Raw genomic sequence first — 19666 nt, 5'->3', positions numbered from 1 at the left:
TCTGATAAGGATTTGATGTGTTCTGTAACTGTATGTTTTGTCTGAATTGAAGAGAAAAAAATCTGATTACTGCTTGATAAACTTTTCTACATTGGGAATTTTCTGCAAAGATTTTGTGTTTTCTTCGAGAAGTTTAGCAGCAGCTTTGTTTATTTTTTTCGACGGAATTGATTTCCACTTTTCTAAATCTTTTTCGTAATCATTATGAAATAAGTAGCGTGATAAATCTCTTATGACACAAAAAGCGGCGATTGAATGCCCATTTTCGCTATCGTAATTGCCATTATTAATAAAAAACTGTAATCTTTTGTATAAGCCGTCCTGAGAGTATAGAGATAACTCAGTCAATTTTCCTCTGTATTCTAAATCGGCAGAGCCAACACCTTTTAAATTTGGAAATAATTTGTAGTCAGCAAAATGTCTGCCTTCATGTCCAATATAACTAACTCTAAAAGCTTCTGACTTTAAATCATATGATTTTTTTACACAAAATAACGCTTCTTTTGTTGCCCATCCGGCAGGATAATAACGTCCTAAAGTAGCATATTCGCTCCAGCCCAGCGTTACAAAATCATCCATAAAAAATACTTTTACCGGAGTTTCCTTACCATCATAATTGAGGTTATAAATAGTATCTTTTTCTGTTTTCCAGACTAATAAATCATATAAACCTCCTGTTTTTCCAAATCCTGTAGTATGATATCCTAAATCAGAAATGTATTTTTTTTGATAGATATTGATACTGTCTGCATTTAATGTTAAGTTTTTTGCCGGAGGAAAGTTTGTTTTAAGAAAATTAGAAACATTTTTCATGATGAGTGTATCGGTTTTCTTTTCTTTATTCAAGAAAGAAAATCTCCAGTAATCTCTGTAAATCTTTAATAATTCATCTATTTTAGATTTTCGGGTTTCTAAAAAATCACTTTTATCTTCTTCAAATTTAAATCGGTTTTCGAAATCAGTTTTGAATTTTAAGTCCTTTTTAGCTATTTTTTTAGTTGGATCAACTTCCAGTAATGGCAAAGCCAGTCTGGGATTTCCATCTAAGGCAAGAGAATAAATTTTCGTATAATCGAGTTTTATACTGTCATTTTGATTGGTTTGAGCTTTTAATTTCGAAAATGAAATGAAAGTAAAAATTAGTAAAGTAACGAGTTTTAAGGTTCTCATAATAAAAAGATTAAGTTACATCAGGTTTGATTGAATAATGGTTTTTTATCTATAGAGACTATTTTTTTGATTTTGTTACAGTTTTGTTTCTCACTTTATAAAAAAATAAACCCGACAGGTTTTTAAAACTTGTCGGGTTTAGATTTTGTTAGAGGATCTAATGTCCAATAATTTCTTTTCTGTGCAAAGTTCCCCATTCATTCAATGCTCCAATAACATTGTATAAAGTGTGGCTGTGTTCTGTTCTTGCATATTCTACAGTTGGAGGAAATGTATCATATACTGTTCTGGTAACGAGTTTATTTATTTCCAGATCTTTAAGCTCTTTCGAAAGCATTTTGTCCGTAATTCCGTTTATATCTTTAGAAATTTCCTTAAATCGTTTAGGTCTGTTTGATAATGCAATCAAAATAGGCAATTTCCATCTGCCACTTAAAACTTCCAGGGCATCTCTTACCGGTAATAATGCTGCAAGACACTCCTCTGGCTGACAGTCCATTTCTTTTGTTATTTCGCTCTTTGTTTTCATGTTTATGATGTTACTATCCTCAAGGATAGCGCTATCCTTGAGGATAGTACTATAAAAGAGATAGCAAATGTAGATAAGTTTGTATCACAAAACAAAATTATACTAAGTATGAGTAAAAAGATTCTGAATATAGTAACAAGCGTCAAAGGAGATGCTTCATTTAGCAATAAATTATCGAATGCCGTTCTGGAAAAACTTGCAAAAGAATATCCACAAAGCGAGGTACAAACTTTTGATCTTTCTAAAACACCATTACCTTATCTTGATGAATTACAGCTTAATGCATTTTATACACCTGCAGAAACACATTCTGAAAACCAGCTGGAATCTATTAAGCTTTCTGATGATGCCATACAGGATTTATTAGAAGCCGATATTATTGTTATTGGTGTTCCAATCTATAATTTTGGAATTCCTGCATTATTAAAAGGATGGATTGATCAGGTTGCCAGAGCGGGTAAAACTTTTAGTTACGATGAGAATGGGCCAAAAGGTTTAATAAGCGGTAAAAAAGTTTATTTATCGGTTGCTTCAGGAGCTGTATTCTCTGAGGGGCCGTACAAAAGTTATGATTTTGCAGAGCCGTACTTGCGTGTTGTTCTTGGGTTTTTAGGAATTACCGATGTGACTACTTTTCGGGTAGAAGGAACTGCTATCCCTGATTTTGCTGATAGTGCTTTACCAAATGCTTTGGCTGCGGTCGAAGAATTTGCTTTCTAAATTGAAAAATAATACGATAGTTGAACATTTTCGTATGCATAAACCCAACATACTTTATCCTTAGGATTGAAGATTGTTGGGTTTTAAATTGTTTTAAAAAAAGATTGTTCAACACGAATTACACTAATTTTTAGTCACAAAAGTTTAAAAATGATTGGTGAAAATTCGTGGCTAAAAAAAAGAAATCTACTTTATTACTTCTCAATAATCATAGTAACACCTTGTCCTCCTGCAGCACAAATAGAGATAAAACCTCTTCCGGAACCTTTTTCGTTTAATAGTTTTGCCATAACACCAATGATTCGGCCTCCGGTTGCGGCAAAAGGATGTGCGGCAGCAAGGCTGCTTCCTTTTACATTAAGCTTTGTTCTGTCAATAGCTCCAAGAGATTTTTTTAAGCCTAATTGAGCGCTTAATTCAGGACTTTCCCAAATTTTTAAAGTAGCCAAAACTTGTGCGGCAAAAGCTTCGTGAATTTCATAATAATCAAAATCCTGTAAAGTCAATCCGGCTTTGTCGAGCATTCTGCTGGCAGCAAATAAAGGAGCTAATAAAAGATTTTGCTGATTTTTGACATATTCAATGGCAGCAATTTCAGCAAAAGTAATGTAAGCCAAAACAGGCAACCCTTGTGCTGCAGCCCATTCTTCACTGGCTAAAAGAATACAAGAGGCACCATCTGTTAGCGGTGTAGAATTTCCGGCGGTCAATGTTCCGTTTACTTTATCAAAAGCGGGTTTTAATTGAGATAATTTTTCAATGGTACTGTCTTTTCTTAGATTATTGTCTTTTTCTAATCCGTTAAAAGGCGTAATCATATCGTCAAAAAAGCCTTCATCATAGGCTTTAGCCATCTTTAAATGACTATTAAGGGCTAAATTATCCTGATCTTCTCTTGAAATTTTATAGTGTTTGGCGGTAATTTCGGTATGACCACCCATCGAAAGTCCGGTTTGCGGTTCTTCATTTTTAGGGACCAAAGGCGATAAATCTTTTGGACGAAGTTGTAAAAACAACCTGATTTTTTCTCCTAATGATTTTGCTTTTCTGGCATTGAGTAAAATCTTTCTCAGTTTTTCGCTTACCGCAATTGGCATATCACTAATAGAATCTACACCTCCGGCAATTCCTGAATCTATTTGACCCAACGCAATTTTATTAGCAATATAAATGGCACTTTCGATTCCGGTATCGCAGGCTTGTTGCAAATCACAAGCAGGAGTTGCAGGATCAAGTGACGTTTTCATTACACATTCTCTGATTAGATTATTGTCGTAAGTATGTTTGATTACTGCACCTCCGGCAACTTCGCCTAATAATTTTCCCTGTAAATGGTATTTATCAATAAGACCATTGAGTGCAGCAGTCATCATTTCCTGGTTTCCAACTTCGGCGTAAGCTGTATTGGCGCGTGCAAACGGAATTCTATTATAGCCAACAATGGCAACTTTTCTAGTGGTGGAGGTATTGTTCATAGCAGGATTTTTTGTTTTGCAGATTAAAGATAAGCAGAGTTATTTATTATTTAATGTTTTGTGTGACATATTGTTTTAGTTTTTGTGCGATTAGGATTAGGATTTGTTTTTTACAATTATATTTATTTAGATTGATTAAAAATAATTTGGATAACAGATATTTAGCTTTTACTTTTGCGTGCGAAATCAAAACCAATTAAAATGAATATCACAATTATTAGAAAAGTTCTATTTTGCCTGATGTTTTTGACCTCGTTATCCATGATAGGTCAGGAGCTGGGAAAAGTAACCGGAAAAGTTTCTTTAAACGGAAATGTACCGGCAGAAAATGTTTCTGTTGTTCTTAAAGGAACAAAATATACAGCCGTTACGAATGAGCACGGACAATACGAAATTAAAAACGTCAGACCTGCTGCTTATACGATTAGCATTCGTGCTGTAGGCATACATGCAATCGAAGATCAGATTACAGTAAATGCTAAACAAACAACGATTAAAAATTTTATGCTTTCTGAAAGTCAGGAAGATCTTGATGAAGTTGTAATTACGAAGAATAAGTACAAGCAGGATAAACCTTCATTGTCATTACGTCTTCAGACTCCTGTACTTGAAATTCCTCAAAACATTCAAATTGTAAGCGGACAAACTTTAAAAGACCAGCAAATTATCAGTATGAGTGACGGAGTTATTCGTAATGTGAGCGGTGCCGTACGTTTAGAGCACTGGGGAGATTTGTACACAAACATTACAATGCGTGGATCTCAAATTCAGGCTTTCCGTAACGGATTTAATGTTGTTTCTTCTTTTTGGGGACCACTTACAGAAGATATGAGTTTTGTTGACCATATCGAATTCGTAAAAGGTCCTGCAGGATTTATGCTTTCGAGTGGCGATCCAAGCGGACTTTATAATGTGGTAACTAAAAAGCCAACCGGAATTACTAAAGGTGAGGCTACCGTAATGGCAGGAAGTTATGATTTTTACCGAGCGAGTGTTGATCTTGACGGAAAATTGGATAAAAAAGGAAAATTATTGTATCGTTTTAATGCAGCAGCGCAAAAAAAAGGTTCTCATCGTCCGTTTGAACACAATGATCGTTATGTAATTGATCCGGTGATTACGTATCAGGTAGATGATAAAACAAAATTTACAGCTGAATATAATTTTCAGTATGCAAATATGACAGAGATTGGTTCGTACTATGTGTTTGGTCCGGGATCTGACGGATATGCAACTTTACCTGTTGGATTTACGATGACGCAACCAGGATTACCTGATACTAATATTCAGGATCACAGTGGTTATTTAATGTTTGAGCATAAGTTTGACGATAAATGGAAGCTGACTGCGCAGACTTCTTATTTTAAATACATACAACAAGGTTATAGTTCATGGCCAAGTTCTGTTGGGCCAACTGCAGATCTTGCAAAAAATGAACTGATTAGAAATGTTGGTATTTGGGATGCAGAAAGTAATATGTATTTAGGTCAGATATTTTTGAACGGGAAATTCAATACAGGTGGCGTTACTCATAAAATACTAACCGGAGTAGATTTAGGAAGTAAAGATTATATGGCTGATTGGGGACAATCACATGATCTTGATACCAAAGTCAATCCGTTTAATTTACTAAACCCAAATTATGGTACTCCGTCTAATGGATTCCCTAATTTTGATCATACTACACCGCTTTCAGTAAGAGCGAAAGCTGCCGGTGGTTTAATAAATACAGATTATGCTTCGGGATATGTTCAGGATGAACTTGGCTTTCTGGAAAATAAATTAAGACTTACTCTAGCTGCAAGATACACCTGGATTAAACAGGCAAGCTGGGGTGGCGACCCAATTTCTGACACTCATATTACACCTCGTGCCGGTTTAAGTTTTTCTGTAACAGAAAGTTTAGCTGTTTATGGATTGTATGATCAGGCTTTTATTCCGCAAGCCGGAATTATAAAAAGCGGAGATAAAGTAAAACCTCTTACAGGGAATAATACGGAATTTGGTATTAAAAAAGACTGGTTTGACGGAACCTGGAGCACAACATTATCTGCTTACAGCATTTTAAAACAAAACGAACTTACATCTGATCCCTCAAATAAACCGGGAGAAATGTATAGTGTGGTTTTGGGTGAAAAAAGAGCAAGGGGAGCTGAATTTGATTTGAGAGGAAAAATTTTGGATGGTTTTAATGTGATTGCTAATTATGCTTTTACTGAATCGATAGTGCTTTTATCCAATACGCCAAGTATTGCTCAGGGAAGTATTGTTCCGGGATATGCAAAACATACTGCAAATGCATGGTTAAATTACAGTATTCAAAACGGTACATTTAAAGGTTTTGGGGCTTCTATTGGAGGAACTTATCTTGCAGGACGCCAAACCGATAACTGGGGTGTAGGTCTTGAGAAACTTCCTAATTATTTTAAACTGGATGGAGGTTTGTCTTATGATACTAAGAAGTTTAAAATTACGGCAAATGTATTCAATATCTTAAACGAATACCTTTATAGTGGTTCTTACAATGAATATCTTAAAGCCTATTACTGGCAAACAGAACAGCCAATTAACTTTAGAGTTGGTTTAACATATAAATTCTAAAGTATAGTTTTTTTACTTTATATAAAAGCATCCGTTGTAATGGCGGATGCTTTTGTTTTTTGAGGTTAAAAGTTTTAATATAATACAAACTCTTTTAATCTTTAAATCTGGGATAAAAAAGTTATCCTTTTTGAATTAACGGAATAACCTTAGATCCTATAAGTTCTATAGCACTCATTAATTGTGTATGGGTTAGTCCGGCATTATCCATTTGGAATGTAAACCTTGAAATTCCGCCAAGTGATTCGCTGTGACGTAAAATTTTCTCAGCAATACGTTCAGGATCTCCAACGATTAAAACGCCCAGATCATCAATAAGCATATCAAATTTATCTTTTGTTACCGGCGGCCAGCCGCGTTCTCTTCCTAGTTTTGTCCAAAGCTCGGCATAACCCGGATAATATTCTTCGACGGCTTTTGAAGTAGTGTTTGCCACAAAACCAGGCGAATGCAATCCTACTTTTAGCTCTTCGGGTTTGTAGCCTGCCGCTTTTCCGGCTTCACGATACAAATCGATTAAAGGGCGAAAACGATGTGTCTGTCCTCCAATAACGGCAACCATCAAGGGTAAGCCTAAAGAACCTGCCCTTACAAAAGATTCAGGAGTTCCTCCAACACCTAACCAAATAGGCAACTCTTTTTGTAAAGCTCTCGGATAAACAGGAAGATTGTTTAAGGCAGGGCGAAATTTGCCCGACCAGGTTACAAATTCATTATCTCTAATTTGAAGTAATAAATCTAATTTTTCTTTAAAAAGGGCATCATAATCGTTTAAGCTAAATCCGAAAAGGGGATAGGCTTCAATGGCAGATCCGCGGCCTACTACAATTTCGGCTCTTCCTTTTGAAATTAGGTCCAGAGTTGCAAAACTCTGATACAATCGCACAGGATCAGCAGCACTTAAAACCGAAACAGCACTTGTTAGGCGAATACGCTTTGTTCGGGCAGCAGCGGCACTTAATATTACGGCTGTAGCCGAATCTAAAAATTCCTTTTTATGATGCTCGCCAATTCCAAAAACGTCAAGTCCGGCCTGATCTGCCAGCTCGATTCTCTGTAGTAATTGTTCCATTGCATCGACACTACTTAAAGTGTTGTTGTCTCCGTACATTGCCGAAGCAAAGCTGTCTATTCCTATTTCTATCATAATAGTAAAGGTATTAAATTTTTATTTTTTCAGGAACATAAATTTGTTTTTAAAACGACTTAAAAATAATGATCTGTACCCTTAAATTAAATAGTTTTTGTATCTGTATCCGGTTGCTTTTGAGTGGTAATTTTGAATAGTAATTTAATAACTATAGCAATGGATACCACGACTACCACTAACATTCAATTTGATCAGATCAATTTATCATCCTTAAAATCTGTAGTGAATATTTACCAAAACAAAATGAATCATAACGATCATTTTGAAACAAAACTTTTGCCATTTACAAACCATTTCGGACTTCCGTTAAGTATTGCTTCTTTCGAAAATAGAGTAGTAGGTTACGCTTTTGTGATATTTAATAAAGCGGGAAAAACTGAAATTAATTCGTACTGGGAAAAAGAATTTTACAGCATTGAAGCAGAGCATGATTTGAAACTTCACGCCGAAAAAACGTTTGACTCGATGTTTAAGGATACTGAAACACGCATGATTAAATTTCAAAACGCTACCCAAAGATTATCAAATTGGTTAAATAGTTGCAATTAATATTAAAGGGTTACAGATGTAATTTTTGTAAATTTACCAGATACAGATTTAGAAATGGCAAAAGAGATTTTATACTTAAAAATTGCAAATATCATTGAGGAACAAATTTTCTCCGAAACTTTAAAAATCGGAGATAAGCTCCCGTCTATTCGTGCCTTGCAAAAATTGCACGATGTAAGTCTGAATACTATTAAGCAGTCATTTTTAGAATTAGAAAGTAAATCACTGATTGAATCCAGACCAAAATCAGGTTTCTATGTGAGTAAAACGTCTAACAGAAAGTTGTCTATTCCGTCAATGAATAAGCTCAAATTAACAGAGCAAAAAATGACTTCGGAAGATTTGATCGCAAAGGTTTTTGACAGTTTGAGCGATAAGAATATTACCCGGTTTTCTATTGGAGTTCCGGATCAGAGTTTGTTGCCTATTGCCAAGCTTAACAAAGGTCTTGTTAAAGTAATGCGTAATTTAGAAGAAAGCGGTACGAGTTATGAACCTGTTCAGGGAAGTGCCAATTTAAGACGAAATGTGGCAAAATGGGCGATTGTACTGGAAGGAAAACTGACAGAAGATGATTTTGTTACGACATCAGGAGCCATGAATGCTATTTTTAATTGTTTAATGGCCGTTACGAAACGCGGAGACACGATTGCGATTGAAAGTCCGGTTTATTTTGGAATAATTCAGGTTGCACAAAATTTAGGACTTAATATTATCGAATTGCCAACACATCCTACTACGGGAGTAGATTTGGAGGCTTTAAAAAAGGTCATTCATAAAGTTGATGTATGTTGTTTTATGAGCAATTTTAGTAATCCTCTGGGGAGTCTGATGCCGGATGAACATAAACAGGAACTGGTAAACATGCTTACCCATCATAATATTCCTTTGATTGAAGATGATTTGTATGGCAATTTGTTTTTTGGAACTACTCGCCCAAAGCCTTGTAAATATTACGATGAAGCAGGAATTGTGATGTGGTGCGGATCTGTTTCAAAAACGTTGGCACCCGGATATCGGGTAGGCTGGGTGGCACCCGGAAAATTTAAAGATAAAATTATTAAGCAAAAAATGGCCCAGACGGTTTGTATGCCTTCGTTATATCAGGAAGTAATTGCTGATTTTCTGGAGCATGGCAGATACGATCATCATTTAAGGACTTTTAGGAATACATTGTATACTAATTCGCTTCATTTTCAGCGTACTATTGAAGATCATTTTCCGGAAAATACCAAAATTTCACAACCTCAAGGTGGTTCTTTTTTTTGGCTTGAATTAGATAAAAGTATTGATACAGCTGTTTTGTATGATAAAGCAATCCATCAAAAAATAGGTTTTGCTCCGGGCAGAATTTTTACACAACATGACCAATACCATAATTGTATGCGCCTTAATTTTGGTCTGGAATGGAAAGAAAAGGTAGAACTTGACCTGAAACGTTTAGGACAATTGATAAAAAACAGCCTTTGAGGTATTATATTAAATTGAGTTTCTAAAGTTTATTTTAACACATAGAAACATAGGGTTAGTAATAAAAAACTATGTTTCTATGTGTTTAATAATTTACACACCACATTTAATTATTTTGCAAATCGTTTGTGAAAAGTGAAATTTTTATCTCTAATTTACTTTTTAATTTAATGAGAAAATCCAAATGAAACACTAATCAGAATGATTAAAATAACAATTAGCGTAATGGTTACATACAGATAATCTTTTTCTAAAAGGAAAGAAAACAAGGATAGTAAAACACGCAATACCGGCGTTAGAAAAAGTAAAATAATCCCAACAAATATTAAAGATTCTCCATTGCCCTGAATGGCACCGTGATAGATCGATGAGATTACCTCAAAGATGTTTTGGTCATTTTCATGAAATACAGAATAGTTTTCGATATCTGTACTGTGTCCCATTAAATATACAATTCCGCCAATAAAAGCTACTGATAAAGAAATCCAGACACCGTAGCGTAATAAATTCCCAATAATGGATTGAAAATCTTTTTCTCCAAATTTTTCGTGTTGCATAGTCTTAGATTTTTCCATTAAGTCCGTTGTATATCATGTTCACTGCAAGTACAAAAATCAGGCAGGCAAAAAAGATTCTTAGTTTTTTTGGGTTTGTTCGTACCAATACTTTGGCTCCTGCCATAGCGCCAAACAAAACACCTATGACAACCGGCATACAAATTCCCGGTTCGATATATCCTTTTTGGATGTAAATTACAGAACTTGCCATTGCAGTAACTCCCATCATAAAATTACTGGTTGTAGTCGAAACTTTAAACGGGATTCTCATGATATTGTCCATGGCAATTACTTTAAAAGCTCCGGAACCAATACCTAATAATCCGGACATCATTCCGGCGATTCCCATCATACCAAAACCGCCTACTACATTTTTGGTTCCGTAATGAATTACTTCTCCATCGTGTGAAGGATAAGTTCCTTCTAATCGTAATTTTTTGGCCAAAGGACTGGATTCTAAAACAATGTGCTCTTCTTTTTTACGAAGTGAATTTATAGCTGAGAAAATCAGGGTAAGTCCAAATAAGACTGCGATGAATGAGGTAGGAGCTATGGTAGAAAGCAAGGCTCCACAAACGGCTCCGATGGTTGTGGCAATTTCGAGAAAAATTCCGAGTCGCATATTGGTAATTCCTTCTCTGACATAAGCTGCGGCAGAACCTGAAGAAGTTGCAATTACCGAAACCAAAGCTGCACCAATTGCATAATGTATGTCAACGCCAAGAATGACTGTTAAAAGGGGAATTATGATAATTCCGCCACCTAAACCTGATAATGAACCAATAAAACCTGCTAAAAAAGCACCAAGAATCATAATCAGGGTAAATGTAAGTACTGTCATTCGAATAAATTTTGTTGCCGCTAATTTACGAATTGATATTAGTTCCTGAAAAATTTAGGGACTTAATAAAAACTTAAAAAAAACACAAAGGCTGAAAAAAGGATGATTTACAGCTGTATACACATTGGTAAAATTAAATACGGAACAGGTTTTTGAAACCTGTAAAGAGAAACAATATCAATTTTATTCTAAAATTTATTCAGTAAGGATTTTGCAAAAAATAGTTTTGAGCGTATTTACAGAATTTCTCTTTCAGGGAATAAATATTTTATAAAAACAATTGCCCTAGCCCGGACAGGAACGGCATCCTTTGTCTCCCTTCTTTAGGGAGGCAAAGATATAGTGGATGGCCGGATTAGCTTCTAATCAATAAAACGAATAAACTATTTATGATCGACTGCAAAAGAAGTTTTGCCAATAACGGAAAGCAATAAAGCTGCCGCAGCGCTGGTTAAAACCGAATAATCGAATGGAGCTTTAATAGTTGATGAAGTTGCCATTGCGATTGCAAAAAGCAGGAGCAGGGCTGATGTACCTAAAGCTGAAATTCGGGTTTTGAAACCAATGATTAAGGATATTCCAAATACGATTTCGAAGAATGTTGCGAGAGCTCCCAATATTCCTGCTACAGATTTACTGGTAAAAGAGTTTAAGGTTTGGGTGTAGTTGATAAAATTATCCCAATTTCCCCATGCTACTCCGGGTGTTCCGGGAGCGCCCCAAAGTCCGAAGCGATCTGCAACTGCCGAAAGCATGGTGATTCCTAAAACAACTCTTAAAATTAAACCTGCCTGTGGTATTGATATGTTTTTCATTTGGATGATTTTTATATAAAAATAGAGATGTTTAAGGAAATAGAGGAGAAAAATTCAATTTCTTTTAACTCATTTAAGAAACATTAAAACCATCTTCTTTGTCTTTAAACGCCCAGGTTGCCATAGCTTCGATAACCGGCAACAGTCCGTTTCCGGAAGCACTTAAGCTATACGTTACAAAAGGTGGTACAACTGGTTTTGCTTCGCGAATCACGAGATTATCGGCTTCGAGTTGTTTGAGATGTTGAATTAACATTTTTTCGGTCACGGCAGGAATGGCTCTTTTTAGTTCGCTATAGCGCAACGGACCACTGGAAAGATGATATATAATAATAGGTTTCCAATAACCTCCAATTTTTTCCATTACATAAGTTACAGGACATTTTTCTAAGGCATATTGCTTATTTTCCTGAATTGTTGACGATTCTTTGATGGCTGTCATAGTGCATACTTTAGGGTAAGTACTTGTATAAAAGTAAGTACAAATATACCTTTGTTACTGCTAATAAAAAAATAATTTAGAGATGAAAATTACAATTACAGGTTCATTAGGAAATATAGGAAAACCTTTGACCACAAAACTTATAGCTTCAGGACATGAAGTAACTGTTGTGAGCAGCAATACAGAGAGAACAGCAGCTATTGAAACTTTGGGTGCCAAAGCAGCAATTGGCTCTGTAGATGATATTGCTTTTTTGAAAAGCGCTTTTGCTGAAGCCGATGCTGTCTTTGCGTTGACACCACCCAATATGGGAGGAGTTAATATTATTACTAACACTACAAACGCGGGTAAAGCTCTGGCAGAGGCTATTCAAGATGCAAGAGTGAAACGTGTTGTCATGTTAAGTAGTATTGGTGCTGATTTGCCGGGAGAAACTGGTCCAATTACCGGATTACATCATATTGAAAAAATTTACGAAGGAGTTGCAAATACTTCATTTACGTTTCTTCGTGCCGGATTTTTCTTTACTAATTTATACCATGATATTCCAATGATTAAAGGTGCCGGAATTATTGGATCTAATTATCCATTAACTATTATGATTCCGTTTGTACATCCTGAAGATATTGCAACTGCTGCAGCCGAGGAATTACAAAAAACATCAGGAGCAAGCGTACGTTATATTGTGAGTGATGTTCGTACCCCAAATGATGTTGCAACTGTTTTAGGTCTGGCAATTGATAAACTGGAATTACCCTGGGTTGAGTTTACTGATGAACAAGCGCTTGGCGGAATGAAACAAGCAGGTTTACCGGAGGAAATAGCTGAATTGTATACTGAAATGGGAGCAGGCTTAAGAAACGGGAAAATTCAGGAAGATTTTCTGAGTCATAAAACTGCTGTTGACGGAAAGATTAAACTGGAAGATTTTGCAAAGGAGTTTGCTGAAAAATTCTAAATATCTGATTACTATTTGTAAAATGATATCAAAAAGGGAATAGATGAAAGTCTATTCCCTTTTTGATTTTAATAAATGATTTCTTCAAAATAGAAATCATTATTTCCAGTTGAAATTATTTTATAGTGATTGCCATATTGGGTGTTATGATATCACCAGAAACTCCGGAATATCTTTGTGCATATATTTCTATGTAATCGTTATTAGATAATTCAACAGATCCGTTTATTGGAAGAACGACAATATCATTTAAAACGGCACCTCTTCCATAAATTTTATATTGTGTTAGAGGAGTACCATTTTTTGAAATGTAAATGATATAAACTGCTACTCCCGGAACCTGAAAAGATATTGACCCCGCAATTTGAAAAATTCTTTTCTTTTTACCCATATAACGCAGTCTGTTGTTGTTATTTGGTGATGCATCCAATGCAAATCGGAATAAATTATAAGAGGTTGAATTTCCAAGAACTTTTACTGTATTACTTGGATTTGAAAGGTTGAATGTTGTAGCGGCTCCAGATCCAACAGTATAGTCCATTGCAAAGTCACCTACTGCATTTGCATCTGCTTCTGTAGGTAATCCGGCAGATCTTACAGTCCAGTTGTTGTTAAAATTATATCCTGAATAAGTCCCTACCGTATATGGTTTTACATACCCAGCGCTATTAGCACCCGTAAATACTACTGATTCTAATACAGCGTCACCGCTTATAACCGGGTTTCCGGATACATCAAATCCTATTGCTGAACCATCAACCTGACTAAAACCGCCTTGTTTTTCTACCAGCACAAAAGTTCCGGTTAGTTTTTCATAAGTTCCGGTATTATTGCCAAACCATCCTAAATTGCTTAGTAATAATTGTGTAATGTTATTGTAGGTAATTCCGTTTGTATTTCCGGTAAACTGGATAATACTAAGAAACACTAATCCAAAACCGGATATGGTGCCTACGGTATTAGAATTTGAAACAATACAATCTCTAAAGATTAGATTTTGAGTTGCGGCTCCGCTAAGATTAAAAACATTACCGGCAGTAGCCGTTAGTGTTAAGCCTTTAATGCTTCCTCCATTTGCGCCTTCAAAGATATTCCCTGAAGATCTTATAATGACATCGTCATTTACATCTAATCCCTGAATGTAAGCATTGTTTAAGTCTATAGGAAAGTTAAATGTCACGGTTCCATTAATTTCATATAAGGTATTAGAGCTTAATACATATTTACTTCCTCCGCCGGCAGCAAGTTCAGTAGCGAGAACAGTAGCTAAAACATCTGTAGATTTGATACGTTTGAAATTGATTCTACCAGGTGAACCACTTACAATTGGCAGCCAGGTTGAAGTACTGGATGAATAATAATAGAATAATTTTAAATCAGTATCGTATACCATTAGTCCATCTGCCGGGGTTGTGATGGCATTACGCTGTACGGTGGTCATTCTTGGGGTTAACATCCCTTTTGTGGTAGAGGTAATATCCAGAACAGAACTTGCATTTGGTGTTACTGTTCCAATTCCTATTTGTGCATTTCCTGTTAAGGTAAAAAGAATAAAAAAGAATAATAATAATACTTTATGATTTTGAAGAGTAGGTTTAGTGATCATAATTTCTAATATTAAATTAATTATTGGATTTTTTGGATATGATTATTTAGTGGAATTTGAAATGATAATTTTTTCTTTAAATCGCTGATTATTGTTGGTTAAAAACTCTACGAAATAAACTCCATTACTTAATCCGTTAGTCGAAAAATTGTAATATTGCTCAGTTCCCAGATTTTTTTTAGATAAAACCATTTTGCCCGATACATCATAAAGTTTAAATGAACTTATAGTTAAATTGTTTGGATTGGAGGCTTTAAGATTACTGTTAATATTATCCTGCGTAATAATAAACTGTTTTGTTATATTGTCATCAATACCAAGTGTTGTTTCCTTTTTAAAAACAATCTTAAATCGGTCAGAATATGTTCCCGGAGCAACTGTAACTTCATAGGATCCGTTTTTTACATCATGATAAGATGTATCCAGTGCATCATAGATATAAATAATTTGTGAAGGGTTGAAGTTGAGTACTTCTGGTATATAAAATTTAAAAGTACTACTAGTGGTTACTTTTACATTAAGATCAATTTTCTTTGTTTCATCAAAGTTTACTCCCTGAATTACGTAGCTGTTATCTTCTAACCAAAAAGTTACATCATTGGGAAGGTTTTCGTCTACATTTAAAGCATCAATACCAATGTCGATTCCGTCTGTAGCCTCTGGTACAAGAACCAATGCTAATTGTCTTGTAAACTGGTTATTGATAATTGTGTTTAATTTAAAATGAGGAACGATGTCATCAATAGTTTCTTCAGATTTTTTTGTGTTTTCTGTACTTTTTTCCTTTGGAATGTTTTTTTCGAATTGTGATGATCCTGCACTTTCTTTAACAAAAATACGCTGAGTATTTTTGAACGTTGCAGTTCCGTTAGCATTCGCATAAATTATAAATCCCTGACCAATAGGAGAATATCTTCTGTCTATTACAAGTCCTGATGATAAACCGGTGGTATTGAGAGAACCATCTCCATTATAAGAATTAAAAGTTGCGGGAACATAAACCCCTGAAGAAGTTAAATTTACAGGAGAATATGTGCCATAACCTCCTCTGTAATTTACTAAAAGATGAGAATTGACTGTTTTATCCTGTTCCCAAAAATAAGCAATTCCGGCAGTGGCTGTATTGGATGCATCTAATAGAAAAGCATTCAAATGTAATGCAGATGGATATGGATTTCCTGTTAAGGTGGAGTTATTTGCACCCAAAGTGATAGTAATACTACCATCATTTGGTTTTCCTCTAAAGTCATATCGCTGTGCACTACCAGGGTTATTTGTTATTCCGGTTCCTTCAGGATCTGTCGCATCCGTTCCGCTGGTACCTTTCATGGTAAAACCTTCTCCGGGAGCTAAAGTTGTCGCTCCTCCTACAAAGATCCACTGCGAATAATTATTTGCATTAATTAGTTTAAAAATCCACCCTGAAGCAATTGCAAGTGGATTAGAAGTTCCGTCAGAATTAGTATTAGGCAGAATAACGGGAGCGATTGAAGTAGTTGAGGTAGTTGGTCTTGCTAACATCGTAATGCCAAAATTTTCATTTCCGGAAGTAACAGAAGCATTTCCAACCGGTGAACACCAATAATTGTAATTAAAATTATTCGAAGTGCCTTCCTGATAAACTGATAATACACCAGCTCCGCTATTGGATGAAACCCCGGTAGTTCCTTGTAATAATTGAGAATTATTTCGCAAGTATAAATTTGAGGTTGAGGCTAAATTTATGTCCTGTTGTACGTATAAAACCTCATTTTTAACATACATGTTTGCGTTAGGACTAAAATAAATCTGTGAGATACTTTTTGTAGAAATCAGTATCAAAATAAGTAATGTTGTTTTCTTCATAACCTGTTACTTTTAGTGGACTAATAATTCGGAATTTCAATTTATCATCTTGATTTTATTCTTCTTTCTGATAGAAATTAGAGGAAGATTATAGTTTGACTTTTTAGAAAAAAAATGCCTCATATCTACATATTAGTAATATCCAGATTTGATATTTATAGGTACAGGAGTACCTGTCAGAAGAGATATTGATTGTAATGGTAAAGGGAAGGGAGCAACATACATTTTAGTTGCAAAACTAATAAACGGTACTAATGGTGACTTTAACTTTTTGATATTCATATGATAATTTTAGATTTGGGTGGATAAAATTCATAAAAACGGAAATTATTTTACTGAGAAAAATAACAGTAAGAATTATTTTATAAAAAGTAAGAACGGCTTATAGTAAAATTATATTTTTCAGAAAATCTGTATAATATGTAATTTTTTGGCTACGAAATAATAATGGCACAATGTGTTAAATCATAAAAATATCTTGTAAAAAATAGCTTACTTTTGATGTAGGAATTGTATTTTTCGTATTTTTTTAACAAATACACTTTGTAGTATAAGTAAGATATTTGATTAAATATATTGAAAAAAATCCTATTTATTTTAAAATGTAGACGATTAATTGAAGTGATTTCCTATGTCAATATCAAAAAACGTTTAAGTCTAATTATAAAAAAAAGGAAACAAGAAAAACTTTATAGAAAGAATAAAGAATGTTCTTAAAAGAAAAAAAGAGCTGATCGTAAAATCAGCTCTTTTTTATACTATTTAAGTTTGTTATAATTTATGAAAGCATATCATTAAGAATCCAGCCAGTTTTTAAAATTATTAATTTCTTTTTTGCTTAAAATAATAGGTTCTGTATCCGGAACAATTACATTTAATAAGATTTCGATTTTCTGGCTCGAATGTTTTATTATTTCCTGGATATGATGGCGGTTGATAATGTATTTTCGATTTATTTTAAAGAAAAGTACAGGATTAAGTTTGTTTACCAAATCTTTTAGATTGCTGTTATATAAATAACTACTTCCTGTATTAGTATAAATAAACATATGTTTTCCTGTGGCATAAAAATAAGTGATCGAAGTATCATTTATAGAAAGAAGTTTGTCTCTGTGATTGACCAAAAAATGATGCTGAATACTACTCTGATTTTCAATTTCAACCAAAGATTCTACAATTTGGTTGGTATTAAAAGTATTTTTTATGTTTTTATACTTTAAGAGTGCATCTAATAATTCTTCTTCTTCATAAGGTTTTAAAAGATAATCTATGGTAAAGTGTTTAAAAACTTTTACGGCATAAGAATCGTAAGCAGTAATAAAAATAACGGGACACGAAATAAGAGTTTGCTCGAAAATATCCAGGCTTTTGCCATCGCCCAAATGAATATCCATAAAAGCAAGATCAACGATGTTTTCTGTAAAAAAGGCGACAGCATCTTTTACTGATTTTAGTATGGTTATTTCGTTTATCGAAATTATATTTTGTTGTTCTAATATTGATTTCAGATAGCTTGAAGCCAGATGTTCGTCTTCAATAATAACTATTTTCATTTCGTTTAATTTTCTGTAAAGTTAAAAAAAAAGCTCCGTTAAAAACGGAGCTAATTTTTTTTACAAATCAGGATTATTTAAACGTGCATCCAGAGGGAATGGAAGCGTATAACGCGGATCATTTTCTATTAACGTATAATTATCACCATTGAAAGTATGAATGATTTGTTTTTGAGTTGTTCTTCTTAAATCAAACCAACGGTGGCCTTCTACAGCAAACTCACGTTGTCTTTCCTGAGCAATAAAATCAAGAAGCTGAGTTTGTGTCATGGCAGCAATCGATGTACTTAATGTATTAAAAGCTGTTGCAGTATATCTGTTTTTGATAAAAGCTATTACAGTTGTTCTTGCTGTTGCAAGATCGTTTAATTGTGCTGATGCTTCGGCTTTAGTCAAATACAATTCAGATGTTCTAAAAGTACATTTTTGAGCGATATCACCACCTTTTCTAAATCTGTATCTGCTTCCGCTTGCCTGATAATACAAAGCAAAACGCAAATCGTTTGTTTTGTCATAAACGCCTGTTAAAGTTGGCGCAGCATATGATGTTCCTTTTAAAAGATTAATAAAAGGATCCTCAAGTGCTAATATAGATTCTGGTCCGTTGTAAAGATTTGGTAAAGCAGCAGTAGTGTTTAAGTTGATTAAAGCACTTTTGTATGTCATTGCTTTATCTGCAGCAGCAATAGCTTTTGCCCATTCTTTTCTGTATAAGAAAATACGAGATTCCATTGCATACAAAGCAGCTTTAGAAAAACGGTAGTTTATACCTGCTGTCTGAGTGTCTAAATTCAATAATTTGCTAGCCGCTTCATCATCAGATAAAATCTGGTCGTAAATAACAGCAACACTTTGAGGAACGTAAGCCTGCTCTAAATCTATTTTTAAAGCCAACGGAACACCTCTGTCTGTTGCAGCTGTTGCAGCATTAAAAGGTTTACTGAAGATATTCAATAAATCAAAATAAGTTAATGCTCTTAATGCATAAGCTTCTCCTATTAGTTGATCTTTCTCTGCAGAAGGCGCTAATTTTGCGCTTGCTTCATTGATGATAACATTGGTATAGAAAATTCTGTTGTACAAAGCAGCATAAGGAAAACTGTTTGTAGTTTTATCAGGATTGGCATCGTTCCAGATATAATGATCTCTGTAGAAAGTAGCATTATCATTAAATTCATCTAAAACCAATTCGTCTGCTCTGATAGCAGATAATGCTTTATGAATAGCAGTTGTAGAATAGCCGCTTGTCATTACTGCTCTGTAATCAGTTAAAGTTTCCGGAATTACTTTACCTACCGGCTCAACATCAAGATAATGATCACAGCTTACAGTAGTAATGGCTACACCGGCAAAGAATACGTATTTTAATATATTTTTCATTTTAA

At 34.5% G+C, this 19666-nt stretch carries 17 protein-coding genes; 5 read left to right on the top strand and 12 right to left on the bottom strand.

Annotation, left to right across the window (positions count from 1 at the left end; genetic code table 11):
• Nucleotides 1-66: 66 nt before the first annotated feature.
• Both A4F88_RS03790 and A4F88_RS03785 read right to left on the bottom strand, forming a co-directional pair.
• A complete protein-coding gene (locus tag A4F88_RS03790) occupies nucleotides 67-1170 on the bottom strand; it encodes a hypothetical protein (protein ID WP_068841172.1) in 1104 nt (367 codons plus the stop codon).
• 157 nt (nucleotides 1171-1327) lie between these two features.
• On the bottom strand, nucleotides 1328-1699 hold the full coding sequence (locus A4F88_RS03785) for a winged helix-turn-helix transcriptional regulator (protein ID WP_068841171.1): 372 nt from the start codon (nucleotides 1697-1699) through the stop codon (nucleotides 1328-1330).
• Between the two features lie 108 nt (nucleotides 1700-1807).
• Between A4F88_RS03785 and A4F88_RS03780 the strand changes: the two genes are divergently transcribed.
• On the top strand, nucleotides 1808-2419 hold the full coding sequence (locus tag A4F88_RS03780; RefSeq protein WP_068841170.1) for an FMN-dependent NADH-azoreductase: 612 nt from the start codon (nucleotides 1808-1810) through the stop codon (nucleotides 2417-2419).
• Nucleotides 2420-2613: 194 nt separating this feature from the next.
• On the opposite strand, the gene A4F88_RS03775 is transcribed toward A4F88_RS03780, so the two are convergent.
• Nucleotides 2614-3894, bottom strand: a complete 1281-nt coding sequence (locus A4F88_RS03775) for an acetyl-CoA C-acetyltransferase (protein WP_068841169.1) — start codon at nucleotides 3892-3894, stop codon at nucleotides 2614-2616.
• A gap of 201 nt (nucleotides 3895-4095) precedes the next feature.
• Here A4F88_RS03775 and A4F88_RS03770 point away from each other — a divergent pair, with 201 nt between their 5' ends.
• On the top strand, nucleotides 4096-6495 hold the full coding sequence (locus tag A4F88_RS03770; protein ID WP_068841168.1) for a TonB-dependent receptor: 2400 nt from the start codon (nucleotides 4096-4098) through the stop codon (nucleotides 6493-6495).
• A gap of 121 nt (nucleotides 6496-6616) precedes the next feature.
• Here the strand turns inward: A4F88_RS03770 and A4F88_RS03765 are convergent, their stop codons facing one another.
• A complete protein-coding gene (locus A4F88_RS03765; RefSeq protein ID WP_068841471.1) occupies nucleotides 6617-7639 on the bottom strand; it encodes an LLM class flavin-dependent oxidoreductase in 1023 nt (340 codons plus the stop codon).
• A gap of 162 nt (nucleotides 7640-7801) precedes the next feature.
• Here A4F88_RS03765 and A4F88_RS03760 point away from each other — a divergent pair, with 162 nt between their 5' ends.
• Nucleotides 7802-8194 (top strand): hypothetical protein, encoded by a 393-nt coding sequence (locus A4F88_RS03760; protein ID WP_068841167.1) that lies wholly within the window; start codon nucleotides 7802-7804, stop codon nucleotides 8192-8194.
• Nucleotides 8195-8248: 54 nt separating this feature from the next.
• Nucleotides 8249-9664: an aminotransferase-like domain-containing protein gene (locus A4F88_RS03755; protein ID WP_068841166.1), complete on the top strand. Its 1416-nt coding sequence runs from the start codon at nucleotides 8249-8251 to the stop codon at nucleotides 9662-9664.
• A 167-nt stretch (nucleotides 9665-9831) separates the two neighbouring features.
• Here A4F88_RS03755 and A4F88_RS03750 read toward each other — a convergent pair whose 3' ends face one another.
• The 4 genes from A4F88_RS03750 to A4F88_RS03735 form a co-directional block, all read right to left on the bottom strand.
• Entirely contained in the window at nucleotides 9832-10221 is a 390-nt protein-coding gene (locus tag A4F88_RS03750; RefSeq protein ID WP_068841470.1) for a DUF1634 domain-containing protein, read from the bottom strand.
• A 4-nt stretch (nucleotides 10222-10225) separates the two neighbouring features.
• Nucleotides 10226-11062 (bottom strand): sulfite exporter TauE/SafE family protein, encoded by an 837-nt coding sequence (locus A4F88_RS03745; RefSeq protein ID WP_068841165.1) that lies wholly within the window; start codon nucleotides 11060-11062, stop codon nucleotides 10226-10228.
• Between the two features lie 383 nt (nucleotides 11063-11445).
• Nucleotides 11446-11877: a DoxX family protein gene (locus A4F88_RS03740; protein ID WP_068841164.1), complete on the bottom strand. Its 432-nt coding sequence runs from the start codon at nucleotides 11875-11877 to the stop codon at nucleotides 11446-11448.
• A gap of 73 nt (nucleotides 11878-11950) precedes the next feature.
• A complete protein-coding gene (locus A4F88_RS03735; protein ID WP_068841163.1) occupies nucleotides 11951-12319 on the bottom strand; it encodes a winged helix-turn-helix transcriptional regulator in 369 nt (122 codons plus the stop codon).
• A gap of 82 nt (nucleotides 12320-12401) precedes the next feature.
• Here A4F88_RS03735 and A4F88_RS03730 point away from each other — a divergent pair, with 82 nt between their 5' ends.
• On the top strand, nucleotides 12402-13277 hold the full coding sequence (locus A4F88_RS03730; protein WP_068841162.1) for an NAD(P)H-binding protein: 876 nt from the start codon (nucleotides 12402-12404) through the stop codon (nucleotides 13275-13277).
• A 115-nt stretch (nucleotides 13278-13392) separates the two neighbouring features.
• Here the strand turns inward: A4F88_RS03730 and A4F88_RS03725 are convergent, their stop codons facing one another.
• The 4 genes from A4F88_RS03725 to A4F88_RS03710 form a co-directional block, all read right to left on the bottom strand.
• On the bottom strand, nucleotides 13393-14883 hold the full coding sequence (locus tag A4F88_RS03725) for a hypothetical protein (RefSeq protein WP_068841161.1): 1491 nt from the start codon (nucleotides 14881-14883) through the stop codon (nucleotides 13393-13395).
• Nucleotides 14884-14925: 42 nt separating this feature from the next.
• Nucleotides 14926-16728, bottom strand: a complete 1803-nt coding sequence (locus A4F88_RS03720) for a T9SS type A sorting domain-containing protein (RefSeq protein WP_068841160.1) — start codon at nucleotides 16726-16728, stop codon at nucleotides 14926-14928.
• Nucleotides 16729-17522: 794 nt separating this feature from the next.
• Nucleotides 17523-18281 (bottom strand): LytR/AlgR family response regulator transcription factor, encoded by a 759-nt coding sequence (locus tag A4F88_RS03715; RefSeq protein WP_068841159.1) that lies wholly within the window; start codon nucleotides 18279-18281, stop codon nucleotides 17523-17525.
• A 60-nt stretch (nucleotides 18282-18341) separates the two neighbouring features.
• Entirely contained in the window at nucleotides 18342-19661 is a 1320-nt protein-coding gene (locus A4F88_RS03710; RefSeq protein ID WP_068841158.1) for a RagB/SusD family nutrient uptake outer membrane protein, read from the bottom strand.
• Nucleotides 19662-19666 lie beyond the last annotated feature (5 nt).

The sequence above is a fragment of the Flavobacterium chilense genome, assembly GCF_001602525.1.
In the GTDB taxonomy this organism is placed as follows: domain Bacteria; phylum Bacteroidota; class Bacteroidia; order Flavobacteriales; family Flavobacteriaceae; genus Flavobacterium; species Flavobacterium chilense.
Note: the sequence above shows the minus strand (reverse complement) of the source record. Positions and strands in the feature narration are given on the sequence as shown.

Excerpts from the sequence above, each read along its gene's own strand:
- A4F88_RS03725 (WP_068841161.1), bottom strand. The coding sequence starts at position 14,883 with ATGATCACTAAACCTACTCTTCAAAATCATAAAGTATTATTATTATTC.
- A4F88_RS03710 (WP_068841158.1), bottom strand. The coding sequence starts at position 19,661 with ATGAAAAATATATTAAAATACGTATTCTTTGCCGGTGTAGCCATTACT.
- A4F88_RS03735 (WP_068841163.1), bottom strand. The coding sequence starts at position 12,319 with ATGACAGCCATCAAAGAATCGTCAACAATTCAGGAAAATAAGCAATAT.
- A4F88_RS03745 (WP_068841165.1), bottom strand. The coding sequence starts at position 11,062 with ATGACAGTACTTACATTTACCCTGATTATGATTCTTGGTGCTTTTTTA.
- A4F88_RS03740 (WP_068841164.1), bottom strand. The coding sequence starts at position 11,877 with ATGAAAAACATATCAATACCACAGGCAGGTTTAATTTTAAGAGTTGTT.
- A4F88_RS03790 (WP_068841172.1), bottom strand. The coding sequence starts at position 1,170 with ATGAGAACCTTAAAACTCGTTACTTTACTAATTTTTACTTTCATTTCA.
- A4F88_RS03770 (WP_068841168.1), top strand. The coding sequence starts at position 4,096 with ATGAATATCACAATTATTAGAAAAGTTCTATTTTGCCTGATGTTTTTG.
- A4F88_RS03755 (WP_068841166.1), top strand. The coding sequence starts at position 8,249 with ATGGCAAAAGAGATTTTATACTTAAAAATTGCAAATATCATTGAGGAA.
- A4F88_RS03760 (WP_068841167.1), top strand. The coding sequence starts at position 7,802 with ATGGATACCACGACTACCACTAACATTCAATTTGATCAGATCAATTTA.
- A4F88_RS03720 (WP_068841160.1), bottom strand. The coding sequence starts at position 16,728 with ATGAAGAAAACAACATTACTTATTTTGATACTGATTTCTACAAAAAGT.
- A4F88_RS03730 (WP_068841162.1), top strand. The coding sequence starts at position 12,402 with ATGAAAATTACAATTACAGGTTCATTAGGAAATATAGGAAAACCTTTG.
- A4F88_RS03775 (WP_068841169.1), bottom strand. The coding sequence starts at position 3,894 with ATGAACAATACCTCCACCACTAGAAAAGTTGCCATTGTTGGCTATAAT.
- A4F88_RS03750 (WP_068841470.1), bottom strand. The coding sequence starts at position 10,221 with ATGCAACACGAAAAATTTGGAGAAAAAGATTTTCAATCCATTATTGGG.
- A4F88_RS03785 (WP_068841171.1), bottom strand. The coding sequence starts at position 1,699 with ATGAAAACAAAGAGCGAAATAACAAAAGAAATGGACTGTCAGCCAGAG.
- A4F88_RS03715 (WP_068841159.1), bottom strand. The coding sequence starts at position 18,281 with ATGAAAATAGTTATTATTGAAGACGAACATCTGGCTTCAAGCTATCTG.
- A4F88_RS03780 (WP_068841170.1), top strand. The coding sequence starts at position 1,808 with ATGAGTAAAAAGATTCTGAATATAGTAACAAGCGTCAAAGGAGATGCT.